The following is an 18,179-nucleotide window of genomic DNA, read 5'->3' on the forward strand; positions in this document are numbered from 1 at the left end:
GCGTTCCCGCCTCGCCTCGCACATAAGACCCCGACTCGCGTACTCCACGCCCTCGAAAACCCACCTGCCCATACATGACTCCCGCCACCCGGCCAAGCGTTGCAACGATCACTAGAACCCGCCCGACGGCTCCCCTCGCTGAGGGGAGCCGGAAATATGACGAAACCCCGCTCATCGAGCGGGGTTTCTGTCAGAAAATCACATCAGTCCACTGGACTGTCCGTTTCACGCCTCGGCGGGAGCGTTGACGTCCTCGGGCAGAGCGGCCTTGGCGGCGTCGACGATGGTCTTGAAGGTCTCCGGATCGGAGACGGCCAGCTCGGCGAGGGCGCGGCGGTCCAGCTCGATGCCGGCCAGCTTCAGGCCCTGGATGAAGCGGTTGTAGGTGATGCCCTCAGCGCGGACAGCGGCGTTGATGCGCTGGATCCACAGCTTGCGGAAGTCGCCCTTGCGAGCCTTGCGGTCGCGGAAGTTGTAGTTAAAGGAGTGCAGCAGCTGTTCCTTGGCCTTGCGGTACAGGCGGGAGCGCTGGCCGCGGTAGCCGGAAGCCCTCTCGAGAACGACGCGACGCTTCTTGTGGGCGTTCACTGCGCGCTTGACACGTGCCATAATCTATTTCCTCAGCTTTCTAAAGTCTTGTTATTTCCGGGTGGGCCCTAAGCTCACTTCACCAGAAGCTGCTTGATCTTCTTGGCCTGGCCGCCGCGCAGGACGTCGTCGGCGGACAGGGCGCGACGCTTGCGAGCGGACTTGTGCTCGAGGTTGTGGCGCATGGCGGAACCGACGTGCTTCACCTTGCCGGAGCCGGTGATCTTGGCGCGCTTGGAAGCGGCGGAATTAGTTTTCATCTTCGGCATTGCTGCCCTCCTTGCTGGTTTGCTTCTTCATATCGGAAGTCTGCGGGGAAACCGAGGCCTTGGCTTCGGCCACGGCCTGGGCCTGCGCCTCCTGCTTGGCGGCCAGGCGGGCGGCCTGGCGTGCCTGGCGTTCGGCGCGGGATTCCGCACCGCGACGGCGCTGCTCGGACTGGGTGTGCACCTTCTTGCCCTTCGGAGCGAGGGTCATGATGATGTTGCGACCCTCCTGCTTCGGCTTGGACTCGATGGTGCCGTACTCCGCCACGTCGTCGGCCAGACGCTGCAGCAGTTCCACACCGCCGATCGGGCGGGAGATCTCGCGGCCACGCAGCATGATGGTGACCTTGACCTTGTCGCCGCCGTTGAGGAAGCGGGTCACATGACCCTTCTTCACGTCGAAATCATGGTCGTCGATCTTGAGGCGGAAACGAATCTCCTTGATTTCCGCGGTGCTCTGGTTGCGGCGGGCTTCACGAGCCTTGATCTTCTCGTTGTACTTGAACTTGCCGTAATCGATGAGCTTGGCGACCGGAGGCTTCGCGTTCGGGGCCACCTCGACGAGATCGAGGTTTGCCTCCTTGGCCAGGTTCAACGCGACGGAGGTCGCAATGACGCCCACCTGCTCGCCCTTCGGGCCGATCAGGCGTACCTGCGGGACGCGAATCTCGTCGTTAATGCGTGGTTCGTCGCTGATGATGACTCCAATCCTCTGCTGTTCCTCGCGAGGCTCATCTGGCAGTCGATTCAACGCGACAGGTTCATGGCAAGCCGAAGCCGGCGCAATGCGCACGTTCCGCAATCCGTGATATGCATTCACGAATCATCACAATCGCCGTGTATGGAAACAGACGGCAATCTGAAGGCTTATGCCTTGAACCCGAGGCCTTGAAAGGCTTCCAGGTGGGGTTGCCCCGCTTTCTTGATTTCTCAAGCCAAATGGAAAGTTTACCACACGCCCGGACATCACCGCCCCGCGTGTCGGGACATCACTGCACGGCGCGCAGCAGGCCGCCGATGCCCTCGGTTTTCAGGATCTCGCGGTACGGTCCGGCCTCCTCAGCGATGAGTTGGTCGATGGCACGCATGCCGAGCACCTCCACCGGCGCCTTGTCGTCCGTCAGGATCAGCGAGGAATCGGTGGAGCCGGCCACCGGATCCGCCACCGGCGTCATGCGTCCGGCGACCTCGCTCATGTACGCCGCGAGTTCGCCGTCGTGCGTGCGGTCCCATGTGGCGGCCCGCAGCGACCCGGCGCTGACGTCCTTCGCCATACCACTGGTGATCGGCTTCGAGACGGTGCCGATCTCGCCGGTCCCGCGCCAGGAATCGCTGCAGCCGTCGTACCGCGACAGCTCGTCCTTGGTGGGGGCCTTGGCGAACAGCTCCCGGTTGGTGGTGTTCGGCACGTCCGCCGTGAAGGTCGTGCCGACGCGGCATGACCCGTCGAACGTGTTGGCGATGGTGGTCTGCAGCGCCTCGTTGATCGAGCCGGCGCCGTCCGAGACCATGTTCATGTTGACCACCATCACGCCGCCAGGATTGAGATGCTCGCGCACCATGGAGAAGAACTCGTCCGAGCTCATCTGGAACGGGATGGTGATGTCCTGGTACGCATCGACCATGATCACGTCGTACGTGTCATGCGAGGCGGCCAGCCAGGCGCGGCCGTCATAGGTGGAGACGGGCACGTCGGACGGCTCGTCGAAGTAGGTGCCGGCCAGATCGGTGATCTTCCGGTCGATCTCCACGCCGGTGATCGCCATGTCCGGATAGTACTGTCTGAGCTGACGGGCGTACGTGCCGGTGCCCATGCCCAGGATCAGCGCGGATTCCGCCTTGTCGGCGAGCGCGGGCGCGGCGAGGGCGGTGTCGTAGTACATGCCGGTCAGTCCCTTGTCCTTCATCGTGACGGACTGGACGCCGAAGAGCACGTTGGTGGACAGGATCGTGCGGTCGGACAGGTTTTTGACCTGCAGGTAGTTGTATATGGACTCCCCCTCGTAGGCGAGGTTGGTCTCCCAGAACGCGAAGCCGGTGAGCGGCGAGACGCAGCCGGTGATCACGAAGATCACGGCGGAGACCACGCAGGCCACGCGCCTGGCCCTGATGGAGATGAAGTAGGCGAGCGGGATGAGCAGTAGCACGCCGGAGAAGATGAGGAAGCTTACGAACGTGCCCACGGCCGGGATCGTGACGAACGTGGGCAGGAAGGTGCCCAGGATCGAGCCGACGGTATTGCATGCGGACAGCCGTCCCACCACGGAGGCGTTGTCCTCCAGTGAGGTGGTGGCGAACTTGTTGAGGCCGGCGGTCACGGTGCCCAGCAGGAACAGCGGCGGCACGAAGATGATGGCGCAGCAGATGAACGCCGCGATGACGAGGAAGTTCGTGGAGACGGTGACGATGAGCAGGCCGGAGATGATGAGGATGAGGTACTTGCCGACCAGCGGGATGAGCGCGATCCATACGGCGGCCACCATGATGCGCAGGTACAGCTTGTCCGGGTTCGGGTCCTTGTCCGCCCAGCGGCCGCCGAACACCGCACCCAAGGCGAGGGCGATCATGATGGTGCCGATGATGATGGTCCACACGATCTGCGAGCTGGAGAAGTAGGGCGCCAGCAGCCTGGATGCGCCCAGTTCGGCGGCCATCACGGACATGCCGGAGAAGAATTCGGTGACGTAGAGGAACACCTTCGATTTGAGGATGGGCCTCTCGCTTGCTTCGGTGATGTGCGCCATGCCGCTCCCCCGTTCTCTCCATCCGGATGATGTCCCGTTCCGCCCAGCCTAGCAGCGATGGACGGCGACGAGCGGCATGGAGGGCTACAGTTGGACGCATGAGCAAGGTGTGCGTGATTTTCGGCGCCGGCGAATACTACGCCGGCGATCCCATGGTGCCGTCCGGCGCGTATGTGGTGGCGGCCGACGGAGGGCTCGACCATACGCGCGAGCTGGGCATCGCCCCGGACGTGGTGGTGGGCGATTTCGATTCGCTGGAGGGGCGTCGTCCCGCGGCCGGCACGCATACGATCGCGTTGCCGCCGCTGAAGGACGATCCGGACATGCTGTCTGCACTGAAGGTCGGCTGGGCAGCTGGTTGCCGCGAGTTCCGCGTCTACGGCGGGCTCGGCGGACGCATCGACCATTCCATCTCCTGCATCCAGCTGATGGCGCTGCTGTCGCGCCACGGCGCAAGCGGCTACCTGTACGGCGACGGGCTGATCGTCACGGCCATCACCGACGGCAGGCTCTCCTTCCCCGCGCATCCGGTGCCCGAGGACGGCCGCATGGTATCGGTGTTCTCCCACTCAGACGTTTCGCTTGGCGTGAACGAGCCGGGGCTCAAGTACGAGCTGAGGGACGGCACGCTGACCAACACGGTGGTGCAGGGGGTCAGCAACGAGTTCCGCGACCAGGTGGACGCGGCCGTCAGCGTGGAGCACGGCACGCTGATCGTCACCTTCCCCATCGAGGTGGCGCTGCCCGGGGTGAGCCGGTTCCGCGCATTCGACGGCGGCATCGGCGAACTGGACACCGAAGTGTCCAAACTGCTGGTTCGCTGAACCATCCGCGAATCGGCGCTTTCCCCTGCCGACGCCCGGCATGCGGTCATGCGGAGAACGGAATGTGAACGCTCACAAAAAAACGGGCGATTTTGCCCAAAACGCATGCTGCAACATTGCCTTGTGTACAGACAAGGCATTAAAGTAACAAGCGTTGGTAAACAATGGCCCGGTGTGCGCATGCCCACCATGGCCACCCTACAAGGGAGAATTACATGACAGTTAAGATTGGTATCAACGGCTTCGGTCGCATTGGTCGTCTCGCCTTCCGTCGCATCTTCGAGCTGCAGGCTCGCGGCGGCCAGGCTGGTGACATCGAAGTTGCCGCCATCAACGATCTGACCACCCCGGCCACCCTGGCTTACCTGCTGAAGTACGATTCCACCCACGGCACCTTCCGTCACGACGACGGCACCCCGGTCGACGTCAAGGCCACCGAGGACTCCATCGTGGTGGACGGCAAGGAGTACAAGGTCTACGCCGAGAAGGACGCCAACAACATTCCGTGGGTCAAGAACGACGGTGTCGAGTACGTGCTCGAGTGCACCGGCTTCTACACCTCCGCCGAGAAGTCCCAGGCCCACATCAACGCCGGCGCCAAGAAGGTCCTGATCTCCGCCCCGGCCAAGGATGACGTCACCCCGACCGTCGTGTTCGGCGTGAACCACGACATCCTCAAGGCTTCCGACGTGATCGTGTCCGCCGGTTCCTGCACCACCAACTCCATGGCCGCCATGGTCAAGCTGCTGGACGAGAAGTTCGGCATCAAGGCCGGCTTCATGACCACCATCCACGCCTACACCGGCACCCAGATGCTGCTGGACGGCCCGCGTGGCACCAAGACCGGCCGCAACCTGCGCGCCGCCGCCATCAACACCATCGCCCACTCCACCGGCGCCGCCAAGGCCATCGGCAAGGTCGTTCCGTCCGTGAACGGCAAGCTGCAGGGCCACGCCCAGCGCGTCCAGGTCCCGGACGGCTCCGTCACCGAGCTGACCACCGTTCTGAACACCGAGACCACCGCCGACGAGATCAACGCCGCCTTCAAGGAAGCCTTCGAGAACTGCGAGTTCTACGGCTACAACGATGAGGGCATCGTCTCCTCCGATATCCTCGGCGACACCCACGGTGGCGTGTTCGACCCGACCCAGACCGACGTCAACACCGTTGACGGCGTGACCCTGGCTCGCACCGTCTCCTTCTACGACAACGAGTACGGCTTCACCTCCAACATGATCCGTACCCTGCTGTACTTCGCCGAGATCTCCGAGTGAGTCTCGTCTGAAGTCGGCCCGGCCGCAAGACCGGTAGACGGATGGGTTCGCGGTTGCGCGAATCCATAGGCATTTGATGAAACCCCCGCCCCGTGCGGGGGTTTCTTCGTAGTAGAACGGGAATCATGGCTAAGAAAAGCAAGCATGACAAAGGCGCGGGATCCACGCCGGCGACCGTCCAGCTGGAGAGGGCCGGCGTGGCGTTCCATGTATACGAATACGAGCATTCGAACGACCACATGGACGACGGCTACGGCGTGGAGGCGGCCACCAAGCTCGGTCTTGACGAGCATCAGGTGTTCAAGACCCTCATGGCGGACACCGGCTCGGAGCGCGTGGTCGGCGTGGTGCCGGTCAGCGGCCACATGGACCTGAAGGCGCTGGCGGCCGCCGTGGGTGCCAAGAAGGCCGCCATGGCAGATCCGAAGGTGGCCATGCGCGAATCCGGCTATGTGGTGGGCGGCATCTCGCCGCTCGGCCAGAAGACCCGGCACAAGACCGTGCTGGACGAAAGCGCGCTGCAGTTCGACGAGATCCTGGTCTCGGGCGGCAAGCGCGGCCTGTCCGTGGGCGTCAATCCGAACGACCTGCTGAAGGTGCTGGACGCCGTGGCCGCGCCGATCGGCACGTGGTGACGGCTATTCGAAGCTGATGGGCATGCAGTCGTTCTGGCCGAAACCGTTGGTGCTGCACCAATCCCAGCCATCGTCGATGCTGCCGAAGGTTTCGCCGGAGAGCATCACGTAGTATTCGGTGGTGCCGCTGCGCTGGTACTTCGGCCAGTCGCCGGACCACAGCAGCACCGTGTTCGGCCAGTCGTTCTTGAGATCGACGTACTGCTGCCAGATGTCCTGATAGGTCCAGGTCTTGCCGTCCGCCTGCATGTTGAGCTGCTTGCTGGACAGCTGCGTGGTGTAATCGCCGGTCAGGTCGTCGACCGCGGACTTGTCATGGCTGATCTGCCGGTCGATGGCGGCCTTGGCGACCTTCTCCCGGCCGTCCTTGTCGAGCGCGTCCGCACCGGCGAAGTCCTTGGAATTGTCAAGCTTGGCCTTGTCTCCCTGTGCGTCGGCACCAAGCTCGCCCGTGATCTCCAGGTTGTCCCAATCGGCCTCGCCGGGCACGAACCAGTACTGGGACTGTGCGAAGGCCACGGAGGTTTCGGCGTCCTCGCCGGCCTTGGCGGTCAGCGGGTCGTCGGAGAAGTCGTAGACGGCGTCGGCGAGCGTGGCGTCGCCGTCCTTGAGGGTGATGCGCACGGCGTCGTCATCGAGGTTCAGGGTGCTTCCACTGCCGCAGGAGGCCGTGACCTTCAGACGCACCACCAGATCCTTGCCGTGCATGTCGTGGGAGTCGATGTTGAAATCCGGGGCGTCGGCGCAGGCCTTGGCCTTGGGGTCGGTGGATTCGCCGGACGTGTCGGAGCCGGTCTTGCCGGACGTGCCAGTGCTCTGGGAGGACGAGGCCGGGTTCGGCGAACCGGACATCCTCGGATGGATCACCAGCACCCACAGCAACGCGCCGACCAATGCCACGGCCACCACCGCGGCCACGATGATGGCGGCGATCAGACCTCTGTTCTGCTTGGGTTTGGACTGCGACTGGGATTGAGGTGCGGTCGGAGTCGCGGGCGCGCCGGTTGGTGTACCCGGCACCGGAATCGTGGCGGCACTGGTCGCAGGCTGGGCCGTGTACGGCAACGGCACCGTCGGGGCGGGAACGGCGGACCGGGACGGCTGCGGCACCTGCGGCGAGACGGGCTGCTGCATGGACGGGTCGATCATCGTGGGCTGCGACGCCAGATCGGCGGGCTGCTCGGATTGCGCGGGACCGGACGCCGCGTCATTCGACGGCGTGGCATTTTGCACAGGCCAGTCGTCACGCTCCTGACCGCATTGCACACAGAATCGATCGTTCTCGCCGAGCTTCGCGCCGCAGTTGGTGCAGAACCGCATGGCCCCTCCCCGTCTCTCAGGACTTCTCTCTACACCGCCATAGTAGGCCCGCAGCCGCATCGGCGCGTTTCGGCGATCATGTTTTACGGGTTTCGGGAGTTTTTACGGAGACGGAGGAGATGACAGAGCACACGCCCGGATCGTTTACAACCGATAGGGCCTTCAATGCCACCGAACGAACGGCTATCGGGCGAGAGCGCGCACCTGCGGCGGCAGCACGAAATGCATGTTCTCCTTGATGGTCTCCACCGACTTGATGCCGGTGAAGCCCCATCCGCGCAACGCCTCGATCACGCCCGAGACCAGCTCGTCCGGCACGGAGGCGCCGGACGACACGCCCACGGATGCCACGCCCTCGAACCATGAGGGGTCGAGCTCGCCGGCGTCGTCCACACGGTAGGCGCGGCCGCGCTTCCCAAGTCCCTCCTGGGCCACCTCCATGAGCCGCACGGAGTTCGAGGAGTTCGCCGATCCCACGATGACCACGCAGTCGGACTGCTGCGCCACCAGTTTGACCGCGGCCTGACGGTTCGAGGTGGCATAGCAGATGTCGGAGCTCGGCGGCTCCTCGATCCACGGGAACCGAGCCTTGAGCGCGGCGATGGTGCCGGCCGTCTCGTCCACGCTCAACGTGGTCTGCGAGAGCAGCACGAGCTTCACGTCCGGGGTGAAGTCCAGCGAGTTCACGTCCGATTCGTGCTCGATGAGGTGCACATGCTCGGGGCTCTCCCCCACCACGCCTACCGCCTCGTCGTGTCCCTTGTGGCCGATGTAGACGATCTCATAGCCTTCGCGCACGAACCGCAGCACCTCGCGGTGCACCTTGCCCACAAGAGGGCAGGTGGCGTCCACCACATGCATGCCGCGGCGTTCGGCCTCGTGCTTGACCTCCGGGGAGACTCCGTGGGCGGAGAACACCACGGGGATGCCCGCGGCGGCGGCCTCGTCGGGGATTTCGGCGAGTTCCTGCACGAACACCGCGCCCTGCGACGCCAACTCCTCCACCACATGTTTGTTGTGCACGATCTGACGACGCACGTACACCGGCGGCAGTCCGTCCGCGCGGGGTTCGCCGGATGATTCCGCGGCCTTGAGAATCGTCTGGACTGTCAGGATCGCACGATCCACGCCCGCGCAGAATCCGCGCGGATCGGCCAGCACGACGGACTTGGTCATCGGAACCTCCTTGGCTTGCATATCGACCTCCAGTGTAAGGCATGGCCGGCGGTGACGGGATTGTTGCCGAAACGGAATGAACGCACCGCCCGGTCGCGCCGCGGACACGCTAGACTTGTCCGTTAGCGGTAACAATCGGTTACCGATCCACACATCTCACTACGGGAGTGATTCTATGACGAACAAGACGCCGCGCACCGGTCAGCAGTACAGCATTTCCTATGGTGATTACGCCGCCGTGATCACCGAACTGGGCGCCACCATGCGCAAGGTGACCTATCAGGGCAAGAACGTGATCGTGCCGCTGGGTCCGGACGACCCGGTGACCTGCTGCCATGGCCAGCTGCTGGTGCCGTTCCCCAACCGCATCGCCGGCGGCACCTACGAGTTCGAGGGCAAGACCTACACGCTGCCGATCGACGAGCATGACCGCAACACCGCCATCCACGGTTACGGCTACCGCGCCTTCTGGAAGCTGGAATCCCTGACCGAGACCTCCGTGACGCAGTCCTGGCGCGCCCCGTTCCTGCTGGGCTACCCATTCGACGTGACCGTGACCGCCACCCATGAGCTGGATGCGGACGGCCTGCACATCACCGTGACCGCGCAGAACGACGGCGACGTGGACGCCCCGTGGGCCCTGGCCATCCACCCGTGGCTCGACAACGGCTTCAACGGCTACGGCGACGAGATCGACGGCCATAACGCCCAGTGCCATCTGACCGTGCCGGCCGACACGCACGTGACCGTGGACGAGAACCTCATCCCCACCGGCACCGAGCCGGTCGCCGGCACCAAGTACGACCTTAACGACAATCCGCTGCTGGTCAACCAGCCGTTCGACGACGCCTGGACCGACCTTCGCCACGACGAGGACGGCAGCGTGACCGCCACGTTCACGCGCCCCGACGGCCTGGTCATCAAGGTCGGCGGCGACGAGACCATCACCTCCTTCCAGGTGTGCACCGGCACCGGCTTCCCGGCCTACATGCACCCGGCCGGCACCGCCGTGGAGCCGCAGACCGCGTACGCCAACGCCTTCAACACCGGCAACGACCTCATCGTGCTCAAGCCCGGCGCCTCCAGCACCACCAAGCTGTTCATCAAGGCCGAGCAGCACTGAGCCTCCGTCTGCAACCGGCTCCTTCCGGCCCCTTAAGTGATTCGGGAGGAGCTGGTCTCGGGATGAATGAAGTTCTTCGGAAGGAAACGCGAATCGCCGGACGAATCGGCTTTCCGACTGCCGTGTTGCGTCGTGTTGCATCCGGTCCGGAGAATGTGGCATAATTCCGAAGGCTTATTTTTTACTTAGCAAAGGAGTCCATCATGGGCATGCGCGGACGTAAGCGCAAGGATCGTCGTAAGAAGGCCGCCAACCACGGCAAGCGCCCGAACGCCTGATCCTGGCAGCGTTTGACAAAACGTGAAAACCCACCTGAGCAATCAGGTGGGTTTCTTCGTATTCGGCCTGTTCCGCAACATCGCCTGACATCGACTTCTACGGGCCGGTTCACAAGCGGAACCATCCAACGGAACGGAGGTGGCTGGCCGGGGTATGCGGTTCCAGACCGTAGGCTCGGCCGAACGGCCTTGAGTGTGTCGGGAACCGCATACCCCGGCCAGCCAGCGGTCAACCGCTAAGTCATAAAAGACTACTTGCCGTCGCCGCAGCAGTAGTCCAGCGTGGCCTTGAGCTTGGCCATCAGACACTCCGGCGCCACATCAGGCCGCAGATAGGCACGCAACGAGGCGATCATGGCCTGTTCGCGCGCGCTGCAACAGCTGGACGGATCGAAACAGTCATCACCGGAGACTGCCGCATCGGCGACATCGGACATGCCGGAAATCTCCGTGATATGCACCTCGGTCTGGCTGACTGAACCGTCCTCCCCGGTACGGGTGATGGAGATATGACGAGTCCGCTCGATCTGATTGTTCATCGCCTCTCCTCCCCCATACGGGCATACGCGACTCCCCTGCCGGGAGCCGCCTCATCATTACCATTTCCATTATGGACTCGTTCGGCCGTTCCACGCCCGGTTTCGCCGGACTTCGCGGATGGTGAACCCACCCGCGAGACCGGTCGGCCGGAATCGTTCACGCCCTTGTCCGTGTTCGCTGCCGGCAGGTACCCGCGTTCGCGCGCATAGGATGCCAGTTCACGCTTCAGCTGCGTGCGTGCGCGGTTCAGCCGGCTCATCACCGTGCCGATCTTCACGCCCTGCTCGTCCGCCACCTGCTGGTAGGACTTGCCGTCGATCGCCGCGTCGATGAACACCTGGCGGCGTTCCGGGGAGAGCTTGGCGAGCGCGGCCATGATCTCCTCGGGGGCGAAGGCGTCCAGATACTCCTCCTCCGCGGATTTGAGACCGTCCGACGTGTGCTCGGCGGCGTCGTAGATGTCCCAGTCGTCGTATTCGCCGGTCGAGTCGTTGGCGCGCTGCGGACGACGCTTGGCTTTGGCGTACTGGTTGAAATAGGCGTTGCGTTCGATGGTGGTCATCCACGCCTCGAAGTTGGATCCCTCCTGGAAGGAGTCGAAGGCCTTGAACCCGCGTTCGAACGTGTCCTGCACCAGATCCTGCGCGTCGTCGGGGTTGTTCGTCAGCTTCATCGCCTGACGGTACAGCGCATTGACGGCGGGCATGGCGAGCCGTTCGAACCGGGCGCGCTTGGCGGCCACGGACTCACCCGCCGCCGGTTCCGCGGTTCGAGGGTCCACGCCCTCCGCCGCAGATGCCGTTTCCTGCCCCAATCCGCCGGCTGCACCGGACCGTTCGATCGCTTCGCTTGTCGTCACGGTTGCCCATTCTAGCCAAATCATGTGCCCATATCGTGGCCGATGCCGTGTGAGCCGCGCCACGATACAGCCTCCTTGTAGAATGGCTAATCGGCTAACAACAGGGAGAACGATTTATGGCTTTGACTTTGGCTTCCGCCGCCGCACTGCTCAGGGAACACCATCTGCTGCGCGAGATCATCAAGAACGACGTATGGACCGATGACGCCACGCGGATTGACGCCGCCGACGACCCGTTCGCGGCGATCACGTACGACACCCGCAAGGTGACGCCCGGCACGCTTCTGTGCTGCAAAGGCCGCTTCAAGGCCGAATACCTGGAGGGCATCGACGCCAAAGGTCTCCAGGCGTACATGGCCGAGACCGACTATTCCTCGGTGACCGACGCCCCCGGCCTCATCGTCACCGACTCGCGCAAGGCGATGAGCCTGCTGTCCGCGGCGTTCTACGGCCGTCCGCAGGACGAGCTGACGGTGATCGGCATCACCGGCACCAAGGGCAAGACCACCACCACGTACTTCACGCAGGCGCTGCTCAACGCGGTGTCCGGCGGCAAGGCGGCGCTGTTCTCCTCCGTGGACAACTGCCTCGACGGCCACACCTACGTGGAATCCGACCTGACCACGCCCGAATCGATGGACGCCTTCCGCATGATGCGCGAGGCCGCGGATAACGGCATGAAGTACCTGGTCATGGAGGTCTCTTCCCAGGCATACAAGGTGGACCGCGTCTACGGGCTCACCTTCGACGTGGCGGCGTTCCTCAACATCTCCCCCGACCACATCAGCCCCATCGAACACCCCACGTTCGAGGACTACCTGTACTGCAAGCGCCAGATCGTGGCCAACGCGAAGACGCTGGTCCTGGGTGCGGACAGCATGCACGCGGACCTGATTCGCCAGGACGCGGCCCTCGCCGGCATTCCGGTCACCACGTTCGCCCTGCATGACGCGGACGATCAGGGTACCGGGGCGAACGTGACCGCCCGTCCCATGGACGCCACGCACTCCACGTTCCGCATCAGCGCGAACGACGTCGAGCTGGGCGACTTCCACCTGTCCATCGACGGCGACTTCAACTATCTCAACGCCGCGGCGGCCATCGCCATCGCGCATGCGGCCGGCGTGTCCCTGAAGGACACCGAGCCGTTGCATGCCATCGAGCCGGTGCGTATTGCCGGCCGTATGGAGCAGTTCCGCGATCCGCAGTCGAACACGCTGGCGATCGTGGATTACGCGCACAACTTCGCGTCCGTGACCGCGCTGCTCGACTTCGTCTACGAGCGTTGGGGCGATGAGCACCCGCACATCACGCTGGTCACCGGTTCGGCCGGCAACAAGGCGTACGACCGCCGCAAGGAGATCGTCGAGGCGGCGCAGGACCGCATCGCGAACTTCATCTTCACGGCCGAGGATACGGACACCGAACCGTTCATCGACATCTGCATGGAGATGCAGGGCTACATCACGAACAAGGACGTGGCCTCCACGGTGATCTCCGACCGTCCGACGGCCATCATGAACGCCGTGTACGACGCGCGAGCCCACGCCGATCGCTTCAATATCCTGCTCATCATCGGCAAGGGCGACGAGCGTTGGATCAAGGAGCACAACAAGCATGTGCCGTTCGAGGGCGACGACCGCGTGGTCGAGCGCATGTTCGGCCTGTGAGGCCCGATAACGGACGATTCGGGCGACGACGATTCGAGTAATCAGGCAAGTCAGAAGGAAAAGGCATACAGTTCAATGATTACGTTGGAGAAGGTTGACGGACAGACGCTGGAGGCCGAGGCGGCGAAGGCGAGCATCGCGCTGCCGATCGAACAGACCAAGGTGTGGTCGGCGTTCCAGGCGGACATCGAGGGACGCACGCCGTGGGGCGACTACCTCATCAGGCGCGACGGCGAGCTCATCGCCGTGATCTCGTTCATCGACTTCGAGACGCACGGCTACCATTACCTGCGTTCGATGCACGGCCCGGCGTGGGTGTCCAAGCCGAGCGAGGCCGAGGAGCGCGAGGTGATCGACGCCATCGTGGCCATGGTCAGGAAGACCGACGGGAAGGTGGCGTTCCTGCGCATCGACACCTGGCACACCGGCGGCACGCACAAGGTGCTGTCCACCGTGCCGTACGATTTCACCGTGGTCATCGACGTGACCGGCGGCGACGATGCGATCATGGGCCGTATGAAGCGCCGCGGCCGCCGCGACGTACGCAAGTCGCTGCGCGAGTGCCCGGCCGAGGTGGCGGACGAGACGCAGCGGGCGCTGGCCGATTTCGCCGAATACTACGATGTGATGGTCGAGACCGGCAAGCGCGACGGCTTCCGCCCGGCCCCGATGAGCGACTACTCCGACATGATCAAGGCACTGGGCGCGGACCATTGCCGCGTGTTCGCCGCGCGTATCGAGGGCCGCGTGGTGGCGTGGTCCATCGTGACCGTGAACGGCACGCGCGCCGTGCGCTACTACGCCGGCATGCGCAACGAGGTCATGCGTCTGCATGTGACGGACAAGCTGCTCTACTCCGAGTGCTGCATTCTGGGCGCCCAGGGCATCACCGACTACGACCTCATGGGCATCGGCTCCGATTTCGCGCCGTCCCTCAAGGGCCTCAACGAGTTCAAGACCAAGTTCACCGAAGAGGTGACACCCGTGGCCCCGGCCCGCGACGTGCCGGTCAAGAAGGCGTTCTACTGGGCGTTGCAGACCCTGCAGAGCGTGCGCAAGGCGCTGCGGAAGTAGGGTGTTGTTTCATTAGCCCGCTAATTCAGCAAAAGGGAATCGGCTTTCGGCCGGTTCCCTTTTCTATTCCCTGAGTTTCTGGCTGATCACCGCGGTCACGCCGTCGGAGCGCATCGTGACGCCATAAAGCGCGTCGGCGATGGACATCGTGCGCTGCTGGTGGGTGATGATGATGAGCTGGGCGTGCTCGCGCAGTTCCTCGAGCGCATTGATCAGGCGCGTCAGGTTCACGTCGTCCAGCGCGGCCTCGACCTCGTCCATCACGTAGAACGGGCTCGGTCGCGCCGTGAAGATCGCGAACAGCAACGCCAACGCGGTCAGCGAACGTTCGCCGCCGGACAGCAGGCTCAGCTGTTTGACACGCTTGCCCGCGGGACTCGCCTCCACCAGCACGCCGGTGGTGAGCAGATCATCCGGGCGTTCCAGACGCAACCGTCCCGTGCCGCCGGGGAACAATGTGGCGAACACCTGCTCGAAGGCCTTGGCCGTGTCCTCGAACGCGGAGCGGAACACCTCGACCATCGTGGAATCGAGGTCACGGATCAGCGTCATCAGATCGTCACGCGATTTGGCCACGTCGTCGCGCTGGTCGTTGAGGTACCTGTTGCGTTCCTGCAACGCCTCGAATTCCTCGGTGGCCAGCGGGTTGACCTTGCCCAGCGCCGCAAGGTCGCGGCGGGCCTTGTCCAGCCGCCTGCGCTGCTCCGCACGGTCATACGGCACGGTCCGGTACCGCGGAACGGTTCCCCGTCCCGAATCGGCGGCGGATTCAGCGGCATCCGGTTCGGCAGGGGCTTCTTCCCCGCCGTCCAGCGGCAGGGGTTCGCCGTTGTCGTCCAGCACCGGCACCGGCTGGTCCGGCCCGTAGTCGCGTACCAGCTCCTCCAGGCCGAGGCCAAGCTCGTCGGCGACCTTCCGGGTGAGCTGGTCGGCTTCGGAGGCCAGCCTCTCGCGGTTGACATCCAAGGCGTGTTCGCGCGCGGTCAGATCGGTGACATCCGGTTCGATGGCATCCCGGCGCGCGCGCAGGACCTTCAGTTCCGCGTCATGTCCGGACACTTCCGACTGCAAACGATCGCGTTCCGCGGACACCGCCTCCAACGAGCGGGCGACCAGCGTGGCCACCGCGCGCGCGTCATCGGCCACGCCCTGCAGACGGGCGGCTTCGGCACGGCGTCGTTCGTTCGCCGCTTCGAGACGGGCCCGCCTTGCGGACGCCTCCTTGGCGTTGTCCCGGAGCAATCCGGCCTGCCGGCTCAGCGAATCGGCCTTGCGATTGGCGTCGTTCCAGGCGATTTTCGCCGCGACCTCGCGTTCACGGGTCCGGTTCAGCGCCTGTTCCAGCGAACGTTCACGCTCGTCCAGTGTGTCGAAGTCGGCATGGTCCGCGGTGGATGACCGCGTGTCCGCCAATGCCTGATTGAGATCGGCGAGTTTGAGCCGGTGCGAATCCCTATCGTCTTCGAGGGAGGCGGCCGCGGCATCCAGCTGTTTGAGCTGTCTGGCTATGGCGGTCATGCGATCGTTTGCCGTGACCAGCGCCCGTTCGGCTTGCTGCGCCTGGATCCGGGCTTCGGTACGTTTGGCCGATTCCCGGTCCACGAGGCGCGCGGCCTCATCGCATTCGGCCATGGCCGGCACCACCTGCGCGTCCAGTTCGGCGAGTGCGTCGTTGAGCTGTCTGATCTGCGCCAACGCCTTGTCCCGGCGGGCGGCGAGCAGCAGATCCGATTGCGCGATCGAGGAGCCGCCCATCGCCGCCACACCGTGGGCGAACAGCTCCCCGCTCGGGGTCACCGCGCGCGCCGCACGACCGGAAGCCGTCAATCGCTGTGCCTTCTCCGCGGTATCCGCGGCCGCGACATCGGACAGCAGGAGTCGCACCGCACGCACGACCGCCGCGGCCCGTGCGGTATCGGCGGCATCGGGATTGGGGACGATCAACTCGGCCAACGGACGGCACCTATCGGCCGATGCCGTGGAAGAAACCCCATCGTTCGGACGCGACGGAGCCGCCGCGGCATCGGAGCCCGCGGAACCACCATCGTTCGTCCACCGATCGTCCGCTCCCCCGGTCTCCGTCGCCGCCGTGATCACCACAGCCTTGCCAAGCCGGTCCTCGCGTGCGCGTTCCAGCGCATGCAGCATGTCGCCGGTTCCGGGCACCACCATCGCACCCGCGAACTGGTCGAGCGCATGGGACACGGCCTCCTCCCAACCGTCCGCAACATGGATGAAATCGGTAAGACGACCCAGCACGTCCACATCCGGGTCACGCTCCAATGCCCCGGACGCATTGCGGCTGCCCAATGTGTCCTTCAGCGCATCGGCCTTGGCCTTGAGGGCGATGATGCGGGATTGCACGTCGCGCTGCCGGTCGGTGAGCGCGTTCAGCGCGTCCCGGCATTCGGCAAGCCTCGCGCGGGCGTCATCCAGCGCGGCGCCGTCATCGTCACCCTGCGATTCGGCTTCGGCCCGCAACGACTCCAGTTGTTCGCGCGCCTCGTCGCGTTGACGAATCAGCGTTCCTCGCTGCGAGGCATGGTCCTTCAGACGGCTTTCCGCCAGTTCGACGGCCGATTCCTCACGGGCGATGAGCTCGCGCAACCGGGCGATCTGCTGGTCTCGCTGCTGCACGATCCGGCGCAGTTCGGTCAGGGTCTGGCGTACGGCGGCCAGTTGTTTCTCGTTGCCGGCACGCTCCTCGGTGGCCTTGTCGAGCGCGAGGCGCGCGTCGGACACGGCCTTGGCCTGGCCTTCGGCCTGGACGTCCAGTTCCGCGGCGCGTGCGAGCAGTACATCCGGATCCTCGCCGAGATTCGTCGTCATCTGACTTGCAAGCGACCTGCCGCGCTCTTCGGCGAGCTGTGCCAACGATCGCAGCCGTTCCTGCATCCGGGCGAGATCATGCCACTGCTGGTTGGTCCGGGCGATGGCCGGGCTGGATGCGGAGTTGATGGACTCCACCTGTTCGATACGGACCTTGACGCGGGCCAGCTCACGTTGGGAGGCGGCCAGTCGTGTGCGAACGTCGGTCAGTTCGGTACGGACCGTCTCACGCCGCCGCATCGAGAGTTGCGCGTCCTCGGCGTACAGGCGGGCCTGGGCATCGCGGACGATCACCTGGATCGCGTCCGCCTTGCGGGAGATGCGGGCCTGCCTGCCGAGAGGCCCCATCTGACGGCGGATCTCCCCCAGCAGATCGTCCAGCCGATTCAGGTTCGATTCGGTGTTGGCCAGCTTGCGCAGCGCGCGTTCCTTGCGCTTGCGATGCTTGAGGATGCCGGCGGCCTCCTCGATGAACGCGCGGTGGCCGGACGGGTCGGCGCGGAGGATGGCGTCCAGTCTGCCCTGTCCCACGATGACGTGCATCTGCTGGCCGAGGCCGGTGTCGCTGAGCAGTTCCTGGATGTCAAGCAGACGGCAGGGGCTTCCGTTGATGGCGTATTCCGAGCCGCCGTTGCGGAAGATGGTACGGGAGATGGTGACTTCGGTGTAGTCGATGTCGAGCGCATGGTCGGCGTTGTCGATGGTCAGGCTCACCTGCGCGCGGCCGAGCGGCGGCCGGGAGGACGTGCCGGCGAAGATCACGTCCTCCATCGACGAGCCGCGCAGGTTCCTGGCGCCCTGCTCGCCCATCACCCATGTCAGGGCGTCGACGATGTTCGACTTGCCCGAACCGTTGGGGCCCACCACCGCCGTGATACCCGGCTCGAAGCGCAGCGTGGTGGCGGAGGCGAAGGATTTGAAGCCTCTGAGGGTGAGTTCCTTGAGATACATGGGTGTCTGGCCGTTCGTTACCGGAGTG

The 18,179-nt window shown here is 64.6% G+C and carries 15 protein-coding genes; 6 read left to right on the top strand and 9 right to left on the bottom strand.

The window, feature by feature from the left end:
• Positions 1-225 precede the first annotated feature (225 nt).
• The 4 genes from rplT to JS536_RS09160 form a co-directional block, all read right to left on the bottom strand.
• On the bottom strand, positions 226-609 hold the full coding sequence (gene rplT, locus JS536_RS09145) for a 50S ribosomal protein L20 (RefSeq protein WP_109057723.1): 384 nt from the start codon (positions 607-609) through the stop codon (positions 226-228).
• A gap of 53 nt (positions 610-662) precedes the next feature.
• Entirely contained in the window at positions 663-857 is a 195-nt protein-coding gene (rpmI, locus tag JS536_RS09150; protein WP_109057724.1) for a 50S ribosomal protein L35, read from the bottom strand.
• Positions 838-1,605, bottom strand: coding sequence for a translation initiation factor IF-3 (infC, locus tag JS536_RS09155; RefSeq protein WP_236029232.1), 768 nt, complete (start codon positions 1,603-1,605; stop codon positions 838-840). The genes rpmI and infC overlap by 20 nt, the downstream gene beginning before the upstream one ends.
• 238 nt (positions 1,606-1,843) lie before the next feature.
• On the bottom strand, positions 1,844-3,598 hold the full coding sequence (locus JS536_RS09160; protein WP_240544347.1) for a fused MFS/spermidine synthase: 1,755 nt from the start codon (positions 3,596-3,598) through the stop codon (positions 1,844-1,846).
• Between the two features lie 98 nt (positions 3,599-3,696).
• Between JS536_RS09160 and JS536_RS09165 the strand changes: the two genes are divergently transcribed.
• From JS536_RS09165 to ybaK, 3 genes are all read left to right on the top strand, one after another.
• Entirely contained in the window at positions 3,697-4,422 is a 726-nt protein-coding gene (locus JS536_RS09165; protein WP_214356694.1) for a thiamine diphosphokinase, read from the top strand.
• 215 nt (positions 4,423-4,637) lie between these two features.
• Positions 4,638-5,696 carry a type I glyceraldehyde-3-phosphate dehydrogenase gene (gene gap, locus JS536_RS09170; protein WP_033890062.1) on the top strand — a complete coding sequence of 353 codons (1,059 nt, stop codon included), beginning with the start codon at positions 4,638-4,640 and terminating at the stop codon, positions 5,694-5,696.
• Positions 5,697-5,821: 125 nt separating this feature from the next.
• Positions 5,822-6,331: a Cys-tRNA(Pro) deacylase gene (gene ybaK, locus JS536_RS09175; RefSeq protein WP_214356695.1), complete on the top strand. Its 510-nt coding sequence runs from the start codon at positions 5,822-5,824 to the stop codon at positions 6,329-6,331.
• A 3-nt stretch (positions 6,332-6,334) separates the two neighbouring features.
• Here the strand turns inward: ybaK and JS536_RS09180 are convergent, their stop codons facing one another.
• Entirely contained in the window at positions 6,335-7,651 is a 1,317-nt protein-coding gene (locus tag JS536_RS09180) for a zinc ribbon domain-containing protein (protein ID WP_214356696.1), read from the bottom strand.
• 183 nt (positions 7,652-7,834) lie between these two features.
• The gene (locus tag JS536_RS09185) at positions 7,835-8,848 is read right to left on the bottom strand and encodes a 4-hydroxy-3-methylbut-2-enyl diphosphate reductase (RefSeq protein WP_214356697.1); all 1,014 of its coding nucleotides are present in this window, start codon (positions 8,846-8,848) and stop codon (positions 7,835-7,837) included.
• 154 nt (positions 8,849-9,002) lie between these two features.
• Between JS536_RS09185 and JS536_RS09190 the strand changes: the two genes are divergently transcribed.
• Positions 9,003-9,950, top strand: coding sequence for an aldose 1-epimerase family protein (locus tag JS536_RS09190; RefSeq protein ID WP_214356698.1), 948 nt, complete (start codon positions 9,003-9,005; stop codon positions 9,948-9,950).
• Between the two features lie 529 nt (positions 9,951-10,479).
• Here the strand turns inward: JS536_RS09190 and JS536_RS09195 are convergent.
• Positions 10,480-10,767 (bottom strand): hypothetical protein, encoded by a 288-nt coding sequence (locus tag JS536_RS09195; protein WP_214356699.1) that lies wholly within the window; start codon positions 10,765-10,767, stop codon positions 10,480-10,482.
• Positions 10,764-11,474: a sigma-70 family RNA polymerase sigma factor gene (locus tag JS536_RS09200; RefSeq protein WP_240544352.1), complete on the bottom strand. Its 711-nt coding sequence runs from the start codon at positions 11,472-11,474 to the stop codon at positions 10,764-10,766. The genes JS536_RS09195 and JS536_RS09200 overlap by 4 nt, the downstream gene beginning before the upstream one ends.
• 269 nt (positions 11,475-11,743) lie before the next feature.
• Here JS536_RS09200 and JS536_RS09205 point away from each other — a divergent pair, with 269 nt between their 5' ends.
• Both JS536_RS09205 and JS536_RS09210 read left to right on the top strand, forming a co-directional pair.
• Positions 11,744-13,297: a UDP-N-acetylmuramoyl-L-alanyl-D-glutamate--2,6-diaminopimelate ligase gene (locus JS536_RS09205; protein ID WP_214356700.1), complete on the top strand. Its 1,554-nt coding sequence runs from the start codon at positions 11,744-11,746 to the stop codon at positions 13,295-13,297.
• Positions 13,298-13,372: 75 nt separating this feature from the next.
• A complete protein-coding gene (locus JS536_RS09210) occupies positions 13,373-14,371 on the top strand; it encodes a GNAT family N-acetyltransferase (RefSeq protein WP_214356701.1) in 999 nt (332 codons plus the stop codon).
• A gap of 63 nt (positions 14,372-14,434) precedes the next feature.
• Here the strand turns inward: JS536_RS09210 and JS536_RS09215 are convergent, their stop codons facing one another.
• Positions 14,435-18,151: an AAA family ATPase gene (locus tag JS536_RS09215; RefSeq protein WP_214356702.1), complete on the bottom strand. Its 3,717-nt coding sequence runs from the start codon at positions 18,149-18,151 to the stop codon at positions 14,435-14,437.
• Positions 18,152-18,179: the final 28 nt, after the last annotated feature.

Source organism: Bifidobacterium sp. SO4 (genome assembly GCF_018555355.1).
Classification (GTDB): domain Bacteria; phylum Actinomycetota; class Actinomycetes; order Actinomycetales; family Bifidobacteriaceae; genus Bifidobacterium; species Bifidobacterium miconisargentati.